At 62.5% G+C, this 20,116-nt stretch carries 19 protein-coding genes; 16 read left to right on the top strand and 3 right to left on the bottom strand.

The window, feature by feature from the left end; translation table 11 throughout:
- The 4 genes from ACXJ7R_RS07095 to ACXJ7R_RS07080 form a co-directional block, all read left to right on the top strand.
- On the top strand, positions 1–904 hold a 904-nt coding region (locus tag ACXJ7R_RS07095; RefSeq protein ID WP_457151199.1), incomplete at its 5' end, for an ABC transporter substrate-binding protein.
- Between the two features lie 224 nt (positions 905–1,128).
- Entirely contained in the window at positions 1,129–2,163 is a 1,035-nt protein-coding gene (locus ACXJ7R_RS07090; protein WP_457151198.1) for an ABC transporter permease, read from the top strand.
- A 12-nt stretch (positions 2,164–2,175) separates the two neighbouring features.
- Positions 2,176–3,333 carry an ABC transporter permease gene (locus ACXJ7R_RS07085; RefSeq protein ID WP_457151197.1) on the top strand — a complete coding sequence of 386 codons (1,158 nt, stop codon included), beginning with the start codon at positions 2,176–2,178 and terminating at the stop codon, positions 3,331–3,333.
- 60 nt (positions 3,334–3,393) lie between these two features.
- Entirely contained in the window at positions 3,394–5,586 is a 2,193-nt protein-coding gene (locus ACXJ7R_RS07080; RefSeq protein WP_457151196.1) for a dipeptide ABC transporter ATP-binding protein, read from the top strand.
- Between the two features lie 32 nt (positions 5,587–5,618).
- Here the strand turns inward: ACXJ7R_RS07080 and ACXJ7R_RS07075 are convergent, their stop codons facing one another.
- Positions 5,619–6,209 (bottom strand): transglycosylase SLT domain-containing protein, encoded by a 591-nt coding sequence (locus ACXJ7R_RS07075; RefSeq protein ID WP_095091475.1) that lies wholly within the window; start codon positions 6,207–6,209, stop codon positions 5,619–5,621.
- A gap of 217 nt (positions 6,210–6,426) precedes the next feature.
- On the opposite strand from ACXJ7R_RS07075, the gene ACXJ7R_RS07070 reads away from it, so the two are divergent.
- Both ACXJ7R_RS07070 and ACXJ7R_RS07065 read left to right on the top strand, forming a co-directional pair.
- Positions 6,427–7,965 carry a trimethylamine methyltransferase family protein gene (locus tag ACXJ7R_RS07070; protein ID WP_457151195.1) on the top strand — a complete coding sequence of 513 codons (1,539 nt, stop codon included), beginning with the start codon at positions 6,427–6,429 and terminating at the stop codon, positions 7,963–7,965.
- Between the two features lie 57 nt (positions 7,966–8,022).
- Entirely contained in the window at positions 8,023–10,449 is a 2,427-nt protein-coding gene (locus ACXJ7R_RS07065; RefSeq protein WP_457151194.1) for a GcvT family protein, read from the top strand.
- A 22-nt stretch (positions 10,450–10,471) separates the two neighbouring features.
- On the opposite strand, the gene ACXJ7R_RS07060 is transcribed toward ACXJ7R_RS07065, so the two are convergent.
- On the bottom strand, positions 10,472–10,864 hold the full coding sequence (locus ACXJ7R_RS07060; protein ID WP_457151200.1) for a DoxX family protein: 393 nt from the start codon (positions 10,862–10,864) through the stop codon (positions 10,472–10,474).
- A gap of 205 nt (positions 10,865–11,069) precedes the next feature.
- On the opposite strand from ACXJ7R_RS07060, the gene ACXJ7R_RS07055 reads away from it, so the two are divergent.
- A complete protein-coding gene (locus ACXJ7R_RS07055) occupies positions 11,070–11,558 on the top strand; it encodes a hypothetical protein (protein WP_167392384.1) in 489 nt (162 codons plus the stop codon).
- An 81-nt stretch (positions 11,559–11,639) separates the two neighbouring features.
- Here the strand turns inward: ACXJ7R_RS07055 and ACXJ7R_RS07050 are convergent, their stop codons facing one another.
- Positions 11,640–12,416, bottom strand: a complete 777-nt coding sequence (locus ACXJ7R_RS07050; RefSeq protein ID WP_457151193.1) for a VOC family protein — start codon at positions 12,414–12,416, stop codon at positions 11,640–11,642.
- 173 nt (positions 12,417–12,589) lie between these two features.
- On the opposite strand from ACXJ7R_RS07050, the gene ACXJ7R_RS07045 reads away from it, so the two are divergent.
- The 9 genes from ACXJ7R_RS07045 to ACXJ7R_RS07005 all read left to right on the top strand — a co-directional run.
- Entirely contained in the window at positions 12,590–13,312 is a 723-nt protein-coding gene (locus ACXJ7R_RS07045) for a gamma-glutamylcyclotransferase (RefSeq protein ID WP_457151192.1), read from the top strand.
- Positions 13,313–13,431: 119 nt separating this feature from the next.
- Complete coding sequence (locus ACXJ7R_RS07040) at positions 13,432–14,787, top strand: NAD(P)-dependent oxidoreductase (protein ID WP_457151191.1); 1,356 nt, start codon at positions 13,432–13,434, stop codon at positions 14,785–14,787.
- A 4-nt stretch (positions 14,788–14,791) separates the two neighbouring features.
- Complete coding sequence (locus ACXJ7R_RS07035) at positions 14,792–15,634, top strand: class I SAM-dependent methyltransferase (protein ID WP_457151190.1); 843 nt, start codon at positions 14,792–14,794, stop codon at positions 15,632–15,634.
- 12 nt (positions 15,635–15,646) lie between these two features.
- Complete coding sequence (preA, locus tag ACXJ7R_RS07030) at positions 15,647–16,960, top strand: NAD-dependent dihydropyrimidine dehydrogenase subunit PreA (RefSeq protein ID WP_457151189.1); 1,314 nt, start codon at positions 15,647–15,649, stop codon at positions 16,958–16,960.
- 111 nt (positions 16,961–17,071) lie between these two features.
- Positions 17,072–17,590 carry an RrF2 family transcriptional regulator gene (locus ACXJ7R_RS07025; protein ID WP_457151188.1) on the top strand — a complete coding sequence of 173 codons (519 nt, stop codon included), beginning with the start codon at positions 17,072–17,074 and terminating at the stop codon, positions 17,588–17,590.
- A gap of 11 nt (positions 17,591–17,601) precedes the next feature.
- The gene (locus tag ACXJ7R_RS07020; RefSeq protein ID WP_457151187.1) at positions 17,602–18,060 is read left to right on the top strand and encodes a carboxymuconolactone decarboxylase family protein; all 459 of its coding nucleotides are present in this window, start codon (positions 17,602–17,604) and stop codon (positions 18,058–18,060) included.
- A 68-nt stretch (positions 18,061–18,128) separates the two neighbouring features.
- Entirely contained in the window at positions 18,129–18,506 is a 378-nt protein-coding gene (locus tag ACXJ7R_RS07015; RefSeq protein ID WP_457151186.1) for a DoxX family protein, read from the top strand.
- A gap of 135 nt (positions 18,507–18,641) precedes the next feature.
- Positions 18,642–19,544, top strand: coding sequence for an N-acetyltransferase family protein (locus tag ACXJ7R_RS07010; protein ID WP_457151185.1), 903 nt, complete (start codon positions 18,642–18,644; stop codon positions 19,542–19,544).
- A gap of 135 nt (positions 19,545–19,679) precedes the next feature.
- Positions 19,680–20,116, top strand: a 437-nt coding sequence (locus tag ACXJ7R_RS07005; RefSeq protein ID WP_457151184.1) for a glycosyltransferase, incomplete at its 3' end; no start/stop codon positions are given.

Here is a 20,116-nt window from a genome sequence, read left to right as displayed (position 1 = left end):
GCGCCGCACCGACGACAAGTGGTGGGACGGCGAAGTGTTCCTCGATGGCCTGGAATTCATCGACTACGGCACCGATCCGGCAGCCATGGTCAGCGCTTTCGAAGCCGGCGAAGTCCACACCAACTTCGAGACCTCGGCCGACTATGTGTCGATCCTCGACGGCATGGACCTGGTCAAGTCGGAAATCGTCACGGCGTCGACCATCGTTTGCCGCACCAACGTCAACAACAAGCCCTATGGCGATCAGAAGGTACGCAACGCGTTGCAGCTTGCGGTCGACAACAATGTCGTTCTTCAGCTCGGCTACGGCAATGCCGGCACCGTTGCCGAAAACCACCATGTCTGCCAGATTCACCCGGAATATTTCGAGCTTGCGAAGGTCGCCCGCGATCCGGCCAAGGCAAAGGCGTTGATGGCGGAGGCAGGCCAGGCCGACTTCGAGCACGATCTGATCACCGTCGACGAGGACTGGCACAAGAACACCGGCGATGCGATCGCCGCCCAGATGCGCGACGCCGGCCTCAAGGTGAAGCGCACCGTGCTGCCTGGCTCGACGTTCTGGAACGATTGGACCAAGTATCCGCTGTCGATGACCAACTGGAACATGCGGCCGCTTGGCGTCCAGGTGCTTGCGATCGGCTATCGCACAGGCGAGGCCTGGAACGAGACGGCCTGGTCGAACCCCGACTGGGACGCCAAGCTCAATGCCGCGCTCGCCGTTGCCGACGCCGCCAAGCGCAAGGAAATGATGAAGGACATCGAGCAGATCCTGCAGGATTCCGGCATCTTGATCCAGCCGTACTGGCGCAAGCTCTACAGCCACTCGGTCAAGGCGGTGCAGAACTATAAGATGCATCCGACCTTCGAGCGCGACTACGGCAAGGTCTGGCTCGACCAGGCTTGATCGCACGGACAAGGGGAAGGGGCATCAGCCCCTTCCCTCGCTGTTGGCATCATCCGTCCCTGCAGGTCCGCTTCTCAAGAAAGTTGCGGACTCCCGGGCAAGGTCATGCAACAAAAACAGGGTTGATCGCATCCGAAGGCCTGTTTGACAGCCAGCCCCGCCGGTCACGGCAGGGTTGGCTTTCATAGCCGGCTCAAACCCCAACCCATCGGCAGGGGACCGCCATGCTTTCTTTCGTTATCAGGCGCCTTGGCACCATGGCATTGACGATGCTGTGCCTGACCATGATCGTCTTCTTCCTGATCAACCTTGAACCCAATCTGAAGAAGCTGGCGATCAGCCAGACCGAAATGCATACCTCGGCCGAGCAGCTCGAAAGCTGGCTGGTCAACCATGGCTACCGGCAGAACTTCTTCGTCCGCTATGGGCAGTGGCTGGGCGTCGTGCCCAAGCAGCCGGTGACCGACCCGGCGACCGGCAAGCCGGCGCAGCGTTTCTCCTTCTGCAACGATCCGGTCGTGCCGACCTTCGCTGGCGTTCTCGAGGGCGATTTCGGCTGCTCTACCAAATTCAAGGCTAGCGTCGCCTCGAAACTGTTTCCCGCCCTTGGCGCGACCGGCACCCTGATGCTCTGCGTGCTGGCGGTAATGGTGCCGATCTCGCTGCTGATCGGCATTCTGGCCGGCATGCGCGAAGGGTCGCGAACCGACCGCGTGCTGTCGGTGGCCTCGATCGCCTCGACCGCGACACCCGAATATGTGTCGGGCGTCATCTTCACCGTCATCTTCGCCTCATGGCTTGGCTGGTTGAACGGCTCGGCGGCATCGGCCAGCCAGGGCATCACCTTCTACAATTTCRCTTTGCCGGTCATGACGCTGGCGATCTACGGCATCGGCTACATCGCCCGCATGACGCGCGCTTCGATGGTCGAGGTGATGACGCAGCAATATATCCGGACCGCCCGATTGAAGGGTCTCTCCTTCGGCAGCGTGGTGGTGAAGCACGCGCTGCGCAATGCGCTGATCGCGCCATTCACCGTCATCATGCTGCAGTTTCCCTGGCTGCTCACTGGCGTCGTCATCGTCGAGGTGATGTTCCGCTACCAAGGCTTCGGCTACACGCTGGTCGAGGCGGCCGGCAACAACGACATCGACCTGCTGCTCGGCTGCTCGCTGGTTTCGGTGTTCATCGTCTTGATCACGCAGCTCATTTCCGATGTCGGCTACGCGTTTCTCAATCCGCGTATCAGAGTTCAGTAGGGGGCGAAGCGGATGCCGATCCAATACATCAGTGCGTTCACCGTCGTTCTCGAAGTGCTGTCGCGCTTCTGGCCGGTCTGGATCGCGCTCCTCATCGTCATGGGAGCGAGCTTCGCCTACAAGAAGAAGCTGGCGCTCTACGGCCAGCTGTTCGACAGCGGCGTAGGCATAGTCGGCGTCGGCATCTGCCTGTTCTGGCTGTTCACGGCAATCTTCGCCGCGACCATCTCGCCCTTCGATCCGCTGGCCCAGGTCCCGATCATGAAGGACGTGCTGCCGGGCGCCATCGAACCGCAATCGGGACTGACCTATCTGTTCGGTGGCGACAAGCTGGCGCGCGACGTGTTTTCGCGCATGGTCTATGGCAGCCAGATCGTACTGATCATCGCGCCTGCCGCGACGGGCTTCGCGCTGATGGTCGGCATCACGCTCGGCTTGCCGGCCGGCTACTACGGCGGCAAGATCGACACAGTGCTGTCGTTCCTGGCCAATCTGGTGCTGGCCTTCCCGGTGATCCTGCTGTTCTACCTGCTGGTGACGCCGGGCATCATGGACACGCCGATCCCCTATGCGATGGCCGGCGTGTTCTTCCTGTTTCCGATCATCTTCTTCAGCGTGCTGTTCTGGACGCGCTACAAGAACCGGCCCGATCGGCTCTACATCCTGCTCGGCATCACCCTGATCGTCGGTGGCTGGATCTATGCCGGCCTGGTGTTCGACGCCGATCCGCTGAAGATCGTGCACATCGACCCCAACCAGCTCAACATCTTCGTGGCGGTGGTGTTCGCCTCCAGCCCCGGCGTGTTTCGTATCGTGCGCGGCCTGGTGATGGACATCAAGACGCGCGATTATGTGGCGGCGGCACAGACGCGGGGTGAATCGCCCTGGTACATCATGCTGTGGGAGATCCTGCCCAATGCACGCGGGCCGCTGATCGTCGATGCCTGCCTGCGCATCGGTTACACCACGATCCTGCTCGGCACGCTCGGTTATTTCGGCCTTGGCCTGGCGCCCGAAAGTCCGGACTGGGGCACCGCGATCAAGGACGCCAGCCGCCTGCTGCGCTCCTTCATCCACCCGGCGCTGCCGCCGACGATCGCACTGATGTCGTTCGTGCTGGGCTTGAACCTGTTGGCCGACTCGCTGCGCGAACAATCGATGAAAGACTGATGGACGGATCTTCAACCCCAAGAGCGAAGAGCCGGCCTGAAACAAGGATTGGAGCGACCCATGAATGAGGCAGTTCGAAATCCCGCCAAGCCGACCAATGGGCCGATCATCGAGATCGAAAACCTGTCGATCTCCTTCYTCACCCGCAAGGGCGAAATCCCGGCGGTCATGGATTTTTCCTGCACGGTCATGCCGGGCGAGGCGATGGGCATCGTCGGCGAATCCGGCTGCGGCAAGTCGACCGTGTCGCTCGGCATCATGCGCGACCTCTCCAACATCGGAAAGATCGTCGGCGGCAAGATCAAGTTCCAGGGCAAGGACATGGGCGAGCTCTCCGATGAGGAGCTGCGCGCCATCCGCGGGAACAAGATCGCCATGATCTACCAGGAACCGATGGCGAGCCTCAATCCGGCGATGAAGGTCGGCCAGCAATTGATGGAAGTGCCGCTGATCCACGACAAGGTGTCGAAGGAAGAGGCTTACAAACGGGCGCTCGAAATGGTGCGTTCGGTCAAGCTTCCCGACCCCGAGCGCATGATGCGCTCCTATCCGCACCAGCTCTCCGGCGGTCAGCAGCAGCGTATCGTCATCGCCATGGCGCTTTTGTCGAAGCCGGCGCTGCTTTTGCTGGACGAGCCGACGACGGCGCTCGACGTGACAGTCGAGGCGGGCATCGTCGACCTGGTCAAGGGGCTGGGCGAGAAGTTCGGCACCTCGATGATCTTCGTGTCGCACAATCTGGGTCTCATCCTGGAGACCTGCGACCGCATCACGGTGATGTATTCGGGCGAGGCGGTGGAGACCGGCAAGATCAAGGACGTGTTCGACCGCATGYGCCATCCCTATACGCAAGGGTTGTTCCGCTCGATCCCGCTGCCCGGCGCTGACAAGAATTCACGGCCGCTGATCTCGATTCCCGGACAGCTGCCGCTGCCGCATGAGCGGCCCAAAGGCTGCAATTTCGGCCCGCGCTGTCACCATTTCGTCGAGGGCGTCTGCAATGCCGCCGAGATCCCGATGATCGAGGTCGCGGGCCACGAAGGCCATTTCTCGCGCTGCGTGCGTTTCAACGAGATCGACTGGGAGGCCCTGCCGCCCGGCGCCAAGAAGGTCAATGAGCGCGTCGTGCCCGGCGCGCCGGTGCTCAAGATCGAGGATCTGAGAAAATACTACAAGGTCGGCGGCAGTGAGGTGTTCGGCTCGAGCGAAGGCCGCGTCGTCAAGGCCAACGAGACGATCTCGTTCATGGCGCGCGAATCCGAGACGGTCGCCATCGTCGGTGAATCCGGCTGTGGAAAGTCGACATTGGCCAAGGTGCTGCTCGGGCTTGAGACGGCAAGCTCCGGCAGCGTGACGCTGGGCAATACGGAAATCCAGTCGACCGGCATCGAGAAGCGCAGCGTCGACACCGTGTCGTCGATCCAGATGGTGTTCCAGAACCCGTTCGACACGCTCAATCCCAGCCATTCGGTCGGTTCGCAGATCATCCGCACGCTGGAGAAATTCAACGTCGGCAAGACGGTTGCCGACCGCCGCAAGCGCATGCTGGAACTGCTCGACCTGGTGAAGCTGCCGCGGGCGTTCGAGACCCGCAAGCCGCGCCAGTTGTCCGGCGGCCAGAAGCAGCGCATCGGCGTGGCGCGGGCCTTTGCCGGCGACGCCAAGGTGGTGGTGGCCGACGAGCCGGTGTCGGCGCTCGACGTGTCCGTGCAGGCGGCGGTGACCGAACTCTTGATGGACATCCAGCGCAAGAACAAGACGACGATGCTGTTCATCAGCCACGATCTGTCGGTCGTGCGCTACATCGCCGACCGTGTCGTCGTGATGTATCTCGGCTACATCGTCGAGCAAGGCACGACCGACCAGATCTTCGCGCCGCCCTATCACCCCTATACCGAGGCGCTGCTGTCGGCGATCCCGATCGCCGACACCAGCGTGGTGAAGCGGCACATCGTGCTGGAGGGCGACATTCCTTCGGCGATGAACCCGCCGTCGGGCTGTCCGTTCCAGACACGCTGCGGCTACAAGAAACTTGTGCCGGACAATCTGTGCGAGACCAAGGTGCCGCCGGTCAAGAACCTGGGCGACGGCCATATGAGCCTGTGCTGGCTGGYGGACGACGTGCTGGCCAAAATGGAGCCGGTGATCAAGTTCGACAAGGAACACGCCGCGCATGAGGGCGTGCCGGAAGACGCGCCGCATGTTTCGGAGGCGCCTACGCCCAAGCCCCCACGCGGCAAAAAGCCGAACTGACGGGCGCAGTCGGAGTTAGCGCAGCGGCGCGTTCAGTTGCCGCACTGGCTCAGTTGCTGCGCATAGTCCCGCGCCATCTTTTCGGTGGCCCTCGCATAGCCCTGGACGCCGGCATCGCCGCGGTTGCCGCGGCCATAGGCGGTCCAGCCGAGATAGTAGGCGAGATAGAGATTGTAGGTGTCGTTGCGGGCGACACCATAGCTGTCTGCCGTCTTGGAGTGATACCAGCCGACGAAATCGACGGCGTCGGCAAATTTGGTCCGCCGCGCCGCCCAGTTGCCAGTCTCTCTCTGATATTGCGACCAGGTGCCATCCAGTGCCTGCGAGAAGCCGGTGGCCGACGAGACGTGCTTCCATGGAATGAAGCCGAGCAGCTTGGTGCGCGGCGGCCGGGCGTTGCTCTTGAAGCCGGATTCCTTGCGCACCGTCGCCATCAGCACGGGGACCGGCACGCCGTATTTCTGCTGCGTGTGCTCGGCGGCCGACTGCCAGTTGTCGAACCAGCCATCGTTCTGGTCGAAGACGGCGCAGACATTGTTGATATGACTGGGCGCCGTGGCGCAGGCCGAAAGCGCCAGCAGCACGCAAACCGCACCAATTTTACTAAAACTCGAACTACGCATTGGAGGAGCAATAGGGCGAAAACATAAAAGGAATCTTGCGACGTTCGTTAATGCCTCACCGGCGTAGCTGCTCGACAAAATCCATTGCCAATAACACGACGCATTTTGTCGTTTTTCCTAAACGGACACTGCAGAAATGCCGCCGTGGCTAAAATCACGTCCGCAAACGGCGTATTTCTGACAGCTTGCCCGGTTTGCCGGGGCTTTGATGTCAGGCATGAACGAACCAAGACGCAAGCGCGGCGCCGAGCGCACCAGCAACAGGGGGCCATCGGCCATCCCGCAATTGCCGCTCCGGCGCGTGACCAATCCCTATCCGCCAATGGCAATGCTCTCGGCCGACCAGATCGAGCAGATCCATCAGGCGTCGATGCACATATTGGAGAATTTCGGCATCGAGGTGATGAGCCCGCGCGCGCTATCGCTGTTCGAGAAGGCCGGCGCCAGCGTCGATCATGCCTCGGCGAATGTCCGCATCGATCGCGGCCTCGTCGCCGAGGCGCTGAAGACCACGCAGTCCAGCTATGTGCTGACGCCGCGCAATCCGGCCAACGCCATTCATCTCGGCGGCAACACCATCAATTTCACGCTTGTCGCCGGGCCGCCCAATGTGCATGACATGGAACGCGGCCGCCGCGCCGGCAATCTGCGCGACTATTCCGACCTCACCCGGCTGGCGCAGCACTTCAACTGCATCCACATGCTCGGCAACCAGGTCTGCGCGCCGGTGGAACTGCGGGCGAATTCCCGCCATCTCGACACCTATTTCACCAATCTGACGCTGACCGACAAGAGCTTCCATGTCTCGGCGATCGGGAGGGGTAGGGCGCTGGACGGCATCGAGATGATGGCGATTGCGCGCGGGCTGACGCTGGACCAGATGCGCGACGATCCCGGGATCACCACCATCATCTCGGTCAACTCGCCGCGCCGCTTTGACGAGATGATGGCCGAGGGGCTGATGACCATGGCCGAGTTCGGCCAGTCGGTGGCGGTGACGCCGTTCACGCTGATGGGGGCGATGAGCCCGGTGACGCTGGCCGGCGCGCTGGCGCAACAGAATGCCGAAGCGCTGTTCGGCGTGGTGCTGACGCAGTTGGTGCGCCCCGGTGCGCCGGTCATGTATGGCGCCTTCACTTCCAATGTCGACATGAAGTCGGGCGCGCCGGCCTTCGGCACGCCGGAGAATACCAAGGCCAACATCGCGTCGGGGCAGTTGGCGCGACGCTACAATCTGCCCTACCGCACCACCCCGGGTTCCGCCTCCAACGCCGCCGATGCGCAGGGCGCGTATGAGACGCTGATGGCGCTGTGGGGCGCGGTGCTCGGCCATGGTAATCTCGTCTACCATGCCGCCGGCTGGCAGGAGGGCGGACTGACCGCTTCGTTCGAGAAGCTCATCATCGATGTCGAGATGATCCAGCACATGATGGAGTTCCTGCGCCCGATCGAGGTCAACGAGGCGGAGCTTGCCGTCGAGGCTTTGGGCGCGGTGCCGACCGGCGGCCATTTCTTCGGCGAGCCGCATACGCTCGAGCGTTACGCCACCGCCTTCTACCAGCCGATGCTGTCCAATTGGCAGAATTACGAAGCCTGGCAGGAAGCCGGTGGCCTCGACGCCACGGCGCGGGCGACGCGGCTGTGGAAGAAGGCGCTCGAGGACTATGTCGAGCCGGTGATGGATATCGCCGTGCGCGAGGCGCTCGAGGCCTACATGGCCAAGCGGCGCGAAGCGATCGGGCAGGGCGAGCCGTGATGCCTTGCGTTTCGATTCATCTCACCCATTCAACACACTGATATCAGAGAAAAATCCATGAAATCGCATGCAAAGGTCGTGGTCATTGGCGGCGGCGTCGTCGGGTGCTCCGTACTGTTCCATCTGGCCCGCCATGGCTGGACCGACGTCGTGCTTCTGGAGCGTGACGAGCTGACCTCAGGCTCGACCTGGCACGCGGCCGGCGGCATGCACACGATCAATGGCGACCCCAACGTCGCCAAGCTGCAGAAATACACCATCAACCTCTACAAGGAGATCGAGGAGCTTTCCGGCCAGGCGACCGGCGTGCACCTGACCGGCGGTGTGCTTCTGGCGGCGACCGAGGCGCGGCTGGACTGGCTGCGCGGCGTCGTCGCCAAGGGGCGCTATCTCGGCATCGAGCTTGAGGAGATCTCGCCCAGCGAGGCGGCCGAACTGATGCCGCTGCTCGATCCCAAGCAGTTCGTCGGCGCTGTCAGAAACAAGGAGGACGGCCATCTCGATCCGTCGGGGGTGACCCATGCCTATGCCAAGGCGGCGCGCAAACTCGGCGCCGAGGTCGAGCGCTTCACCAAGGTCGAGGACATCGTGCGGCGCGCCGATGGAATGTGGCACGTCATCACCAACAAGGGCGAGGTGGTGGCCGAGCATGTCGTCAATGCCGGCGGCCTGTGGGCGCGCGAGGTCGGCCGCATGGTCGGGCTCGAACTGCCGGTGCTGGCGATGGAGCATATGTACCTGATCACCGAGGACATGCCGGAGGTCGCTGCCTGGAACGCCAAGACCGGCACGGAGATCATCCACGCGGTCGATTTCGATGGCGAGCTCTATCTGCGCCAGGAACGCGGCGGCATGCTGATGGGTACCTATGAGAAGGCCAACAAGCCGTGGTCCGAGTTCCAGACGCCGTGGAATTTCGGCCATGAATTGCTGGCGCCGGACATCGACCGCATCGCGCCGTCGCTCGAGGTCGGCTTCCGGCATTTCCCGGCGTTCCAGAACACTGGCATCAAGCAGATCATCAACGGCCCCTTCACCTTCGCGCCGGACGGCAACCCGCTGGTCGGGCCGGTGCGCGGCCTGCCGGGTTTCTGGGTTGCCTGTGGAGTCATGGCCGGCTTCAGCCAAGGCGGCGGCGTCGGCCTGGCGCTGTCCAACTGGATGATCGAGGGCGATCCCGGCGCGGATATCTGGGCGATGGACGTCGCGCGCTATGGCGACTGGGCGACAATGGCCTACACCAACGCCAAGGTGCGCGAGAACTATTCCAGGCGCTTTTCGATCCGCTTCCCCAATGAGGAACTGCCCGCCGGGCGGCCGCTGAAGACGACGCCGGTCTATGACCTGCTGTCGGCCAAGGGCGCGCAATGGGGCGTCGCCTATGGGCTCGAGGTGCCGCTCTGGTATGCGCCCGAAGGTGTCAAGGACGAGTTCTCGTGGCGCCGCTCGAGCGATTTCACCCAGGTCGCCAGGGAGGTCGCGACCGTTCGCGACGGCGTCGGCCTGTCAGAGATTTCGAGCTTCGCCAAATACAAGGTGGCGGGCGAGGGGGCGGCCGCCTGGCTCGACCGGATGCTCGCCTGCAAGCTGCCCAGGCCCGGCCGCATGACGCTGGCGCCGATGCTGAAGGATGATGGCAAGCTGATCGGCGACTTCACACTGGCCAATATCGGCAGCGAAGGCTGGTTCCTCGCCGGCTCCGGCATCGCCGAGCAATACCACATGCGCTGGTTCGAGAAGCACCTGCCTGCCGATGGTTCGGTTCGCATCGAGGCGCTGGGGCCAAAACTCACCGGCCTGGCGATCGCCGGGCCGAGAGCGCGCGAAGTGCTGGCCAAGGTCAGCCGCGCGGATGTCTCCAACGCCGCGTTTCCCTTCATGGCGGTTGCAAGAATGGACATCGGCATGGCGCCTTGCCTGGTCGGCCGCGTCAGCTACACAGGCGACCTCGGCTACGAGATCTGGGTGGCGCCGGAGTATCAGCGCGCTGCATTCCAGGCCCTGATGGCGGCCGGCGAGGAATTCGGCATCGGCCTGTTTGGCTCGCGGGCGCTGAACGCGCTGCGGCTGGAGAAGAACTACGGTTCATGGGCGCGCGAGTACCGGCCGATCTATGGGCCACTGGAAGCCGGTCTCGACCGCTTCGTTGCGTATAGCAAGGATGCGGATTTCATCGGCAAGGCCGCGGCGCTCGCCGAGCGCAAGCAGGGCGGCAAGCTGCGCCTTCGCGCCTTCATCGTCGATGCCGACGACGCCGATGTCATCGGCGACGAGCCGATCTGGTTCGATGGCGCGGTGCGTGGCTGGGTGACTTCGGGTGGCTACGCGCATCACTCGAAACAATCCGTCGCCGTGGGCTATGTGCCGAAGGAGATCGCCGACGAGAGCGACGGCTTCGAGATCGAGCTTTTGGGCAAGCGGCATGCGGCGCGCGTGCAGGCGGCGCCACTGTTCGATGCCAATTTCGAGAGGATGCGCGCTTGAGCACGCATCCCTCCCAAGGTGGTCAGGCGCTACGGCGGTTGTCCAACGCAAAAGCGCCGGCGCCGGCAAACACCAGATAGAGGAAGATGAAGCAGAACGAGATCGCCAAATCTCCGCCGTTGTTGACGGGGAAAAAGTCGCGCGGCATGTGCGCCATGAAATAGGCGATCGCCATTTCGCCGGCCAGCAGGAACGCGACCGGGCGGGTGAACAGCCCCAGCGCCAGCAGGATGCCGCCGGCGAATTCGAAAATTCCAGCGGCGAGTGTCAGCCCGGTAAGGGTATGGGGTTGGTCGCTTATGGGAAAATTGAACAATTTCTGGCTGCCGTGCTCGATGAACTGCAGCGCCGTCATGATGCGCAGCACCCCCAAGGCCTGCGGCTGATACTTGGCGAGGCTTTCGAAAAGCTTCATAAATGGCTCCATTTGTCGCTTCCCGACCGGCCATAGATTGTCGCTGGGTAACGGACCATTCACTTCCCATGGCATGCCATCAACAATCGGTGATTGGAAATGTTCCCCGGTTTGACCTTTCATATTGTTCTCGTATGGGTTGCATTTGTATCGCTATGGTTGTATCCATAATATGGACATTCCGAACAGGCGGGTTCCCTTGGTTATGAAAAAAGTCGCCATCAGTCTATTCGCAATCCTTGCAGGGACCAGCTTCGCCATGGCCGAGGATGCCGGCTGCGAGGCCTTCAAATGGCCGGTGACGCGGGAACAGGCGTTGTTTGCCGCAGCGCCTGCAACGCCGTCTGGAGCGACGCTGGTGGTGGGTGCTGCTGCGGATCTGGCACTGGTGCCGGCGGAGAAAGCCGGTTTTGCGCTGCCGCCCGAACATGCCCCCGCATCAGGCACGTTCGGTGCCGTCGCCAGCGTCGAGGTGCCGGCCGAGGGCGCCATTCAGATAAGTCTGTCAGGCGAGGCCTGGATCGATGTCATTCAGGACGGCCACGCCATGAAGTCAGTGGGCTATAGCGGTGTGAAAACCTGCCCCGGCATCCGCAAGAGCGTGCGTTTCAAGCTTGCGGCCGGCCCGGCCACCGTCCAGTTCAGCGGCGCGAAAAAGGCAGACCTGAAGGTCGCGGTGCTGACGCCCGAGTAATTCTCAAAGAGCGCCAGAGTCAGCGAGACAGCGCCCCTCTGTCCAGATGGACAGAGGGGCGGAGAAACCGGGCCTGGCCTCTTACCGCACCGGCGCCATCAATGCGAAATGGGCGCCTTGCGGGTCCTGGCATTGCACGATCCAGCTGCCGCCGGGGACCTCCATCGGGCCCATCAGGATCTTGCCACCATTGTCGGTGACCCGCTTGGCGGCCGCATCTATGGCCGCAACATTGAAGTAGAACTGCCAGACCGGCACCGGGATCTGCTGCGGCTTGTTCATGATGCCGCCACTGGATTCGGGGCCGGCTGTGAAGGTCTGGTAGGTGCCCATCGGGCCCATGTCGAAATCGCCGGCATTGGCCCAGCCGAACTGGTCGGAATAGAAATCGAACGCGGCCTTCCAGTCCGATGTGTAAAGCTCGTGCCAGCCGATATGGCCTGGGGTGCTGGCTGGCACGATGGGCTGGTCCGGGCCGTTCGGCTGCAGAAACATGAAGGTCGCGCCTTGCGGATCGGCGACGACGGCAAAGCGGCCGACGCCCGGAATGTCGTCGGGCTTGCGGTGAACCGCACCGCCGGCTTTCTCCAGCGATGCCGTCGCGGCATCGACGTCTTTTGTATGGATGTAGCCGAGCCAAGCCGGCGGCATGCCCATCTTGGCGGCGTCCTCGGGCATCGTCATCAGCCCGCCGACGCCACGCTCGCCGACATTCATGACGATGTAGCGCGGCATGCCGGGGGCCTTGTCGAAAGGCTGCGCGGTCCAGCCGACCACCTTGGTGTAGAACGCCTCCGCAGCGTCCAGATCTGTGGTCATCAATTCGTACCAGAAAAAGGGCATCGGGGTTTTTGGCATGGTCGGTCTCCTCACCGGTTATGCATCGATCGTCGGTCGATCCATCCTAGGACGATCTTCACGACGGAAATCCGACAATCGCCCAAACAAGAATGTCGGTCCATGACAAGCGTTCCCGGGTTGCGCGCCCACCGGTTTTCGATTTCTCTGCGGTGGAGAGGGGACGTCGTTTCATGCGCCGGATGTCGCTCACGCCTGAGCTTGTCGCACTGTGCCATCGGGAGGAGGCCGATCCTGGCCCTGACCCGAGCTGGACGGAGTTGAAAGACGAGGATTTCCGGCCCCTTGCCTTGCGGCTGTCCGGTGAAGCCGACGAGGGGCCGCTTTGGGTATTCGCCTATGGATCGCTGATCTGGAAGCCGGAGTTCGAGTCGATCGAGCAGCAACTCGCCACGGCCTTTGGCTGGCACCGCTCCTTCTGCCTCGACATGGTGCGTTGGCGCGGCAGCGCCGAGCAGCCGGGGCTCATGATGGCGCTCGAGCGGGGTGGACGGTGCAACGGCGTCATCTATCGCTTGCCGGAAGGCGAAAAACCGGCCCAGATCGAACGGCTGCTGCGGCGCGAGATCAGCGACCACGAAAGTATCGACACGGTCAGGTGGCTCCCGGTGCATACGGCTCAAGGGTCGCTGCGCGCGCTTGGCTTCTGGGTCGGCGTGAAGGGCAGGGGAACGTCACTGAAGCAGCCGCTGGACAAGGTGGCGAGCGTGCTGGCCAGAGCCTGCGGGCACATCGGGTCCGGCGCCGAATATCTCTACAACACGGTCAGTCATCTCGAAGCGTTCGGCATCCACGACCGCAATCTGTGGCGGTTGCAKGAACTGGCGGACGAGGTCCGGGCTATCCATGGCCATGCTGTGGAGCCCAGCCATTCGCTCGCACTGCAAACGCCATAACATGAGTAAAAATATCATGTTTTATCCAGCCTTTTCAGGGCCTTGCGCCGAAAATTGACCAATTGATAAAAAAATAAAACGTGCTAGCCTTCGCCAAAACAAAACATGGGGAACTGACGATGCCAGAAGGCCAGTTCAAGGAAGGCATTGCCGGCGGCCGGCTCCAAGCCGACCAGTATGCGGACAATTTTTCCGACCTGCACCCGCCGCTCGATCACCACGAGGCGCTGGTCGAATCCGACCGCTGCTATTTCTGCTACGACGCGCCGTGCATGAATGCATGCCCGACCTCGATCGACATTCCGCTGTTCATCCGCCAGATATCGACCGGTAATCCTATCGGTTCAGCCAAGACGATCTTCGACCAGAACATTCTGGGCGGCATGTGCGCCCGCGTCTGCCCGACCGAGACGCTGTGCGAAGAGGTCTGCGTGCGCGAGGTGGCAGAAGGCAAGCCGGTCCAGATCGGCCGTCTGCAGCGCTATGCCACCGATGTCGCGATGAGCGAGAACAAGCAGTTTTACCAACGCGCCACTGCCACCGGCAAGACGGTCGCCGTGGTGGGGGCAGGGCCGGCAGGCCTCGCCGCCGCGCACCGGCTCGCCCGCCATGGCCATGACGTGACCATCCTGGAAGCGCGGCCGAAGGCCGGCGGGCTCAACGAGTACGGCATCGCCGCCTACAAGAGCGTCGACAATTTCGCCCAGGCCGAAGTCGACTACGTCACCGCCATCGGCGGCATCGACATCCAGAACGGCAAGGCGCTTGGTCGCGACTACCAGCTGTCCGACCTTATACGCAATTACGATGCCGTGTTCCTCGGCATGGGGCTTGGCGGCGTCAATGCGCTGCGCGCCGATGGCGAGGATGCCGACGGCGTAACCAATGCGGTCGAGTTCATTGCCGAACTGCGCCAGGCCAGTGATCTCGCCAGCCTGCCGGTCGGCCGGCGTGTCGTCGTCATCGGCGGCGGCATGACGGCGATCGACGCGGCGGTGCAGTCGAAGCTGCTTGGCGCCGAGGAAGTGACGATCTGCTACCGGCGTGGCCACGAGCAGATGAACGCTTCCGGGTTCGAACAGGATCTTGCCGCCGCCAACGGCGTCACCATCCGCCACTGGCTGCAGCCCAAGCGGGTGATTGCAGAAGGCGGCAAGGTGTCAGCCATCGAACTCGAATACACCGCCATGGACGGCGACAGGCTTGCCGGCACCGGCGAGAGGCTGACACTGGTCGCCGACCAGGTGTTCAAGGCGATCGGCCAGAGTTTCGTGCCGACCGCGCTTAACGGCAGCGGTGCCGAGATCGAGCTCGAAGCCGGACGCATCAAGGTCGATGCGGAAGGCCGCACCTCGCTCGCCAAGGTCTGGGCCGGCGGCGACTGCATCTTCGGCGGCGACGACCTCACCGTTTCGGCCGTGGCGCAGGGCCGCGACGCGGCGGAGAGCATCCACAGGAGCCTCGCTCAGGGATAGGATCATGGCCACGGTGGAACCGGGCATCGCCCGTCACTATGACATATCGGGCCTGGAGGAGCGGATCATTGCCGCGCTCTCCGATAGCGGCGTGGACGTTGCCAATCTGCGTGCAAGCGATCTTGAAGCGGTCGACGAATTTCACATTGGCGGCGTGGCCGCGACCATGGCACTCGTCGGGCAGATGGGGCTGAAGCCGGGGACAATGCTTCTCGACATCGGGTCTGGCGTCGGCGGGCCGGCCCGCTTCGTCGCCAACAATGTTGGCGCCGATGTTACCGGCATCGACCTCACRCAAAGCTATGTCGATATCGCGGCCAGCCTGTCCGAGCGAACCGGTATGGCGGGCAAGACGCGCTTCGTGCAAGGCAGTGCGCTGGACATGCCATTCGCGGATGCCAGCTTCGATGCGGCGGTTGTCCTGCATGTCGGCATGAACCTCCCCGACAAGCCGGGACTGATGAGCGAAGCTGCCCGCGTGCTGCGGCCAGGCGGCGTTTTCGCCGTCTACGATGTGATGCGGCTGAAGGACGGCGTGCTGACCTTTCCGCTGCCATGGGCGTCTGATGAAACCATGTCCTTCGTTGCTACCCCGGACGACTATCGCTCGGCGGCCGTCGCCGCCGGGTTCTCCGTGATCGCCGAGCGGCCGCGCGGCGCCTTTGCCATCGAGTTCTTCGCCACGATGCGTGCGCGCCTGGCAGCCGCGCAAGCGGAAGGCAGCAAGCCGCCGCCCGGGGTTGGCCTCGTCATGGGCGACGACGCCCGCACCAAGATCGCCAATCTCACCGCCGCACTTGAAGGCGGCATTCTTGCACCCGTCGAACTGCTCCTTCGTCTCGGTTGAAAGGGACCTGTCATGGCAGACATCCGCAATAATTTCGTCGGCATCAAATCGCCCAATCCGTTCTGGCTGGCCTCGGCGCCGCCGACCGACAAAGCCTACAACGTCATCCGTGCCTTCAAGGCCGGCTGGGGCGGCGTTGTCTGGAAGACGCTTGGCGAGGAAGGCCCGCCGGTGGTCAACGTCAACGGCCCGCGTTACGGCGCGATCTGGGGCGCCGACCGGCGACTGCTCGGCCTCAACAACATCGAGTTGATCACCGACCGCGACCTGCAGGTCAATCTGCGCGAGATCAAGCAGGTCAAGAAGGACTGGCCCGACCGTGCCATCGTCGTCTCGCTGATGGTGCCTTGCGTCGAGGAGAGTTGGAAGGCGATCCTGCCGGTGGTCGAGGAGACGGAAGCTGATGGCATCGAGCTCAATTTCGGCTGTCCGCACGGCATGTCGGAACGTGGCATGGGTGCCGCCGTCGGCCAGGTGCCGGAATATATCGAAATGGTGGTGCGCTGGTGCAAGGCCAACACCCGAATGCCGGTCATCACCAAGCTGACGCCCAACATCACCGATGTGCGCAAGCCCGCGCGTGCCGCGCTTGCCGGCGGCACCGACGCGGTGTCGCTGATCAACACCATCAATTCGATCACCGGCGTCGACCTTGACAGTTTCGCGCCGCAGCCGACCATCGACGGCAAGGGTTCGCATGGCGGCTATTGCGGCCCGGCGGTGAAGCCCATCGCCATGAACATGGTGGCCGAGATCGCGCGCGATCCCGAAACCCACGGCTTGCCGATCTCCGGCATCGGCGGCATCACCACCTGGCGCGACGCGGCCGAATTCATGGCGCTCGGCGCCGGCAATGTTCAGGTCTGCACGGCGGCGATGACCTACGGCTTCAAGATCGTGCAGGAGATGATCGCAGGTCTCGAAAACTGGATGGACGAGAAGGGGCATGCCTCGCTCGACGACATTGTCGGCCGCGCCACGCCCAACGTCACCGACTGGCAGTACCTCAACCTCAATTATGTTGCCAAGGCCCGTATCGACCAGGACGCCTGCATCCAATGCGGCCGCTGCCACATCGCCTGCGAGGACACTTCGCATCAGGCGATCACCAGCATGGTCGACGGCAAGCGGCATTTCGAGGTGATCGAGGCAGAATGCGTCGGCTGCAATCTGTGCGTCAATGTCTGCCCGGTCGAGAACTGCATCACCATGGAGCCGCTCGCGGCAGGCGCAATGGACCAGCGCACCGGCAAGCCGGTGTCGCCGATCTATGCCAACTGGACGACGCACCCGAACAACCCGATGGCCAAGGTGGCGGCGGAGTAGGGGCAGCATTCGTCGAAAAAAAGCGGCGCTTTCGGGCGCCGTTTTTCATTTTTCTATTGCAGATAAAACTTATCCACGATATAAATTATCCAAGAATAGGAGGTCAACACAATGAAACTGGGCGAGGGCGTTGAAGCAGCCATCCACTGCGCCGCCATGCTGGCCGGCGTCGAGGGTGAAGCGACCATGCCGGGCGCCGCGCTGGCGGAGGCCTTTGGCCTGTCGCCGAGCTACCTCCTGAAGCATCTCAACATGCTGAGCGCTGCGCGCATCCTGGAATCGGTGCCGGGACCGGCCGGCGGCTACCGGCTGGCGCGGCCGGCCGAGCGCATAACGCTGCTCGATATCGTGCTGGCGGTCGAAGGGCGCGAACCGGCCTTCCGTTGCGGCGAGATCCGCCGCAACGGTCCGACCAGGCTAGACGCCTCGGCTTATGTCAAACCCTGCGGCATCAATATCGCGATGCTGAAGGCCGAGAAGGCCTACCGCGCCGCACTGGCCGAGGCAAAGCTGTCCGACATCGTGGCGGAATACGTGACCGATGCCGATCCGCGTTCGGTCGCTGCCGGCTGCGCTTTCGTGGCGCGCCATCAGAGACCGCAGAAATCCAGTTCAACCAAGCAAGCGTAAAGGACATCAAGATGAAACAGAGGCTGCAATTTTTCGCCAAGGCGCCGGAGATCATGAAGGCGGTGTCGGCGCTCAACAAGGCGGTCGACGAATGCGGGCTTGAGGTGGGCCTGCTGCACCTGATCAAATTGCGTGCATCGCAGATCAATGGCTGCTCGTACTGCGTCGAGATGCACAGCCGCGAGGCCAGGCGCGACGGCGAGAGCGAGCAACGGCTCTATCTGGTTTCGGCCTGGAAGGAATCGCCGCTGTTTTCCGAGCGTGAGCGCGCCGCCTTCGCCTGGACCGAGGCCGTTACCCTGATCGCTGACCATGGCGTGTCGGACGAACTCTATGCAAAGACGCTCCAGCATTTCTCGGAAGAGGAACTGGTCAAGCTGTCGGTCGCGCTCGGCATGATCAACACCTGGAACCGGCTCTGCATCCCGTTCCACGCCATTCATCCAGTGGCGGCGGCCAAGGCTGCCTGATTGACAGGTTTTGTCTTGGAGCGCCGTCGAGGAGGCGGCGCTCCAACTGTTTTGAAAGGGGGAGTTTGATGCCGATCGATTTGCCTTCGAGCTTGTTGTTTCTCGGCCGGTTGTTGCTCGGCGGCGCCTTCGTCTTCGCCGGTCTGCGAAACATCCAGAACGCGGCCTTCCTGACCCATCTGATGGCCGCGCGCGGCGTGCCGCAGGCGCGGTTGGCGCTATGGGCCGGCGTTGTCCTGCAGATCATTGCCGGCGTGTTGGTAATGGCGGGCTTCTGGATCGCAATTGCCTGTGCGGTGCTGGTCGCGTTCCTAATTGTTGCAACGCCGATGTTCCACAATTTCTGGGATCATCAGGGCCCGGACCGGGCGTCGCGCATCAACGGCTTCGTCGGCAATGTCGCACTGAGCGGTGGTTTTCTGACGCTGATCGCACAGTCTGTCTAGGAAAAGAACAAGCGATCAGGTTTTCCCGCAGAAAGATCGACAGACGACGGGGATTGCAGGTAACGGCGGTGCTGTTTGACTTCGGCACCGGACGCTCTAACGTGCGCCGGCGGCTTCTTGTCAAGGAGTGGCCCCGTGTCAGTCGTGTATCGACCTGCCGGCGCGCAAGATCTGAAACGAGCTGACGAGCTTGTCGTTGCCAGCATCAACGATTTGACCGAGCGCCATGGCTTTGGCCCCATAGCCGTGCCGCGCCCGACCAATTTTCAATTGTTTTCCTTGAACGACGACGCCGCTGGCTTGTGGGTGGCGGAAGACGCCGGTGAAATCCTCGGCTTCGCCTGGAGTTGGGTCTGCGGGGATTTGTGGTTTCTCGCGCAGCTGTTCGTTTCTTCCAGTCATCAGGGCAGCGGGATCGGCAATCAACTGTTGAAACGAACGCTGGAGCATGCGCGGCAGTCGGGAGCGACCAACAAGGCTTTGATCACCTTCAGCTTCAACACCGTATCGCAAGGTCTCTACATCAGGCACGGACTGTTCCCGCGATTCCCGATCTACAATCTCAGCGTTGCGCAGGATGTCCTGAAAGGTCGATTGAAGGCCGGGCAGCTCCGCAGTGTGCCTCTGAGGGAAACAGCTTCGCACCTGCATAGCCTTGCCTATATTGACGATCGGGCCCTGGGCGTATCACGCGAAAAGCACCATCGGTATTTGATCAACGACGAGCAGACGAGGGGTGTCGTTCTCTATGCCGGGGAGGACTGCGTCGGCTACGTCTACATAGGCACCAACGGCCACATCGGGCCACTTGCGGTCGTGCGGCCGGATCAGCTCGACGCTGCCTTCAGAACCGCACTGACTCTCGCCGCGGAGATTGGCTCTTCGCAGGTGTCGGCGTTTCTGCCTGGCACGACGCAAACAGCTCTGAGCACCGCCGTCGAGCATGGGATGCGCATCACGCTTCCCATGGTTCTGATGTCGACGCGGGATCTTGGCGATTGGTCTCAGTATTTGCCCCGCAATCCTGGTTTCATGTGATCGCAGCCACTGCCTGCGTGGCATGGCATTCGACCCGCAGCCGCTCGTCGCCTCCGACGGCATCGATATTATATCGGAACCAATCGAGCCGCTGATGCATTTCGCACCTGTATGCCGAGCATCCCGGGACGAAATATGAAAATTGCCCATGTCGCGCCGCTTTTTGAATCGGTGCCGCCCAGACTTTATGGTGGCACCGAACGCATCGTCTCGTACCTGACCGAAGCGCTGGTTGACCTTGGCCATGAGGTGACCCTGTTTGCCAGTGGCGACAGCCAGACCTCCGCGAAGCTGGTCGCCGRCAGGGAATGCGCGCTTCGCCTCGATCTGCGCCCGCTCAAATCCGAGATTGCGGCGCATCTTTCGATGCTTGCCGAGGTGCGAAGACGGGCGCGAGAGTTTGACGTCATCCACTTCCACCTCAGCCATTTCCTGCACTTTTCCTTCTTCGAGGACATGGCGGAGAGGACGGTGACGACACCGCATGGCAGGCTGGACTATGTCGACCTGGCGCCGGCCTATGAGCGTTTCCCGCGCTTCCCGATGATTTCCATTTCGCGCAGCCAGAAGAC

This window comes from Mesorhizobium sp. P5_C1 (assembly GCF_054049815.1).
Note: the sequence above shows the minus strand (reverse complement) of the source record. Positions and strands in the feature narration are given on the sequence as shown.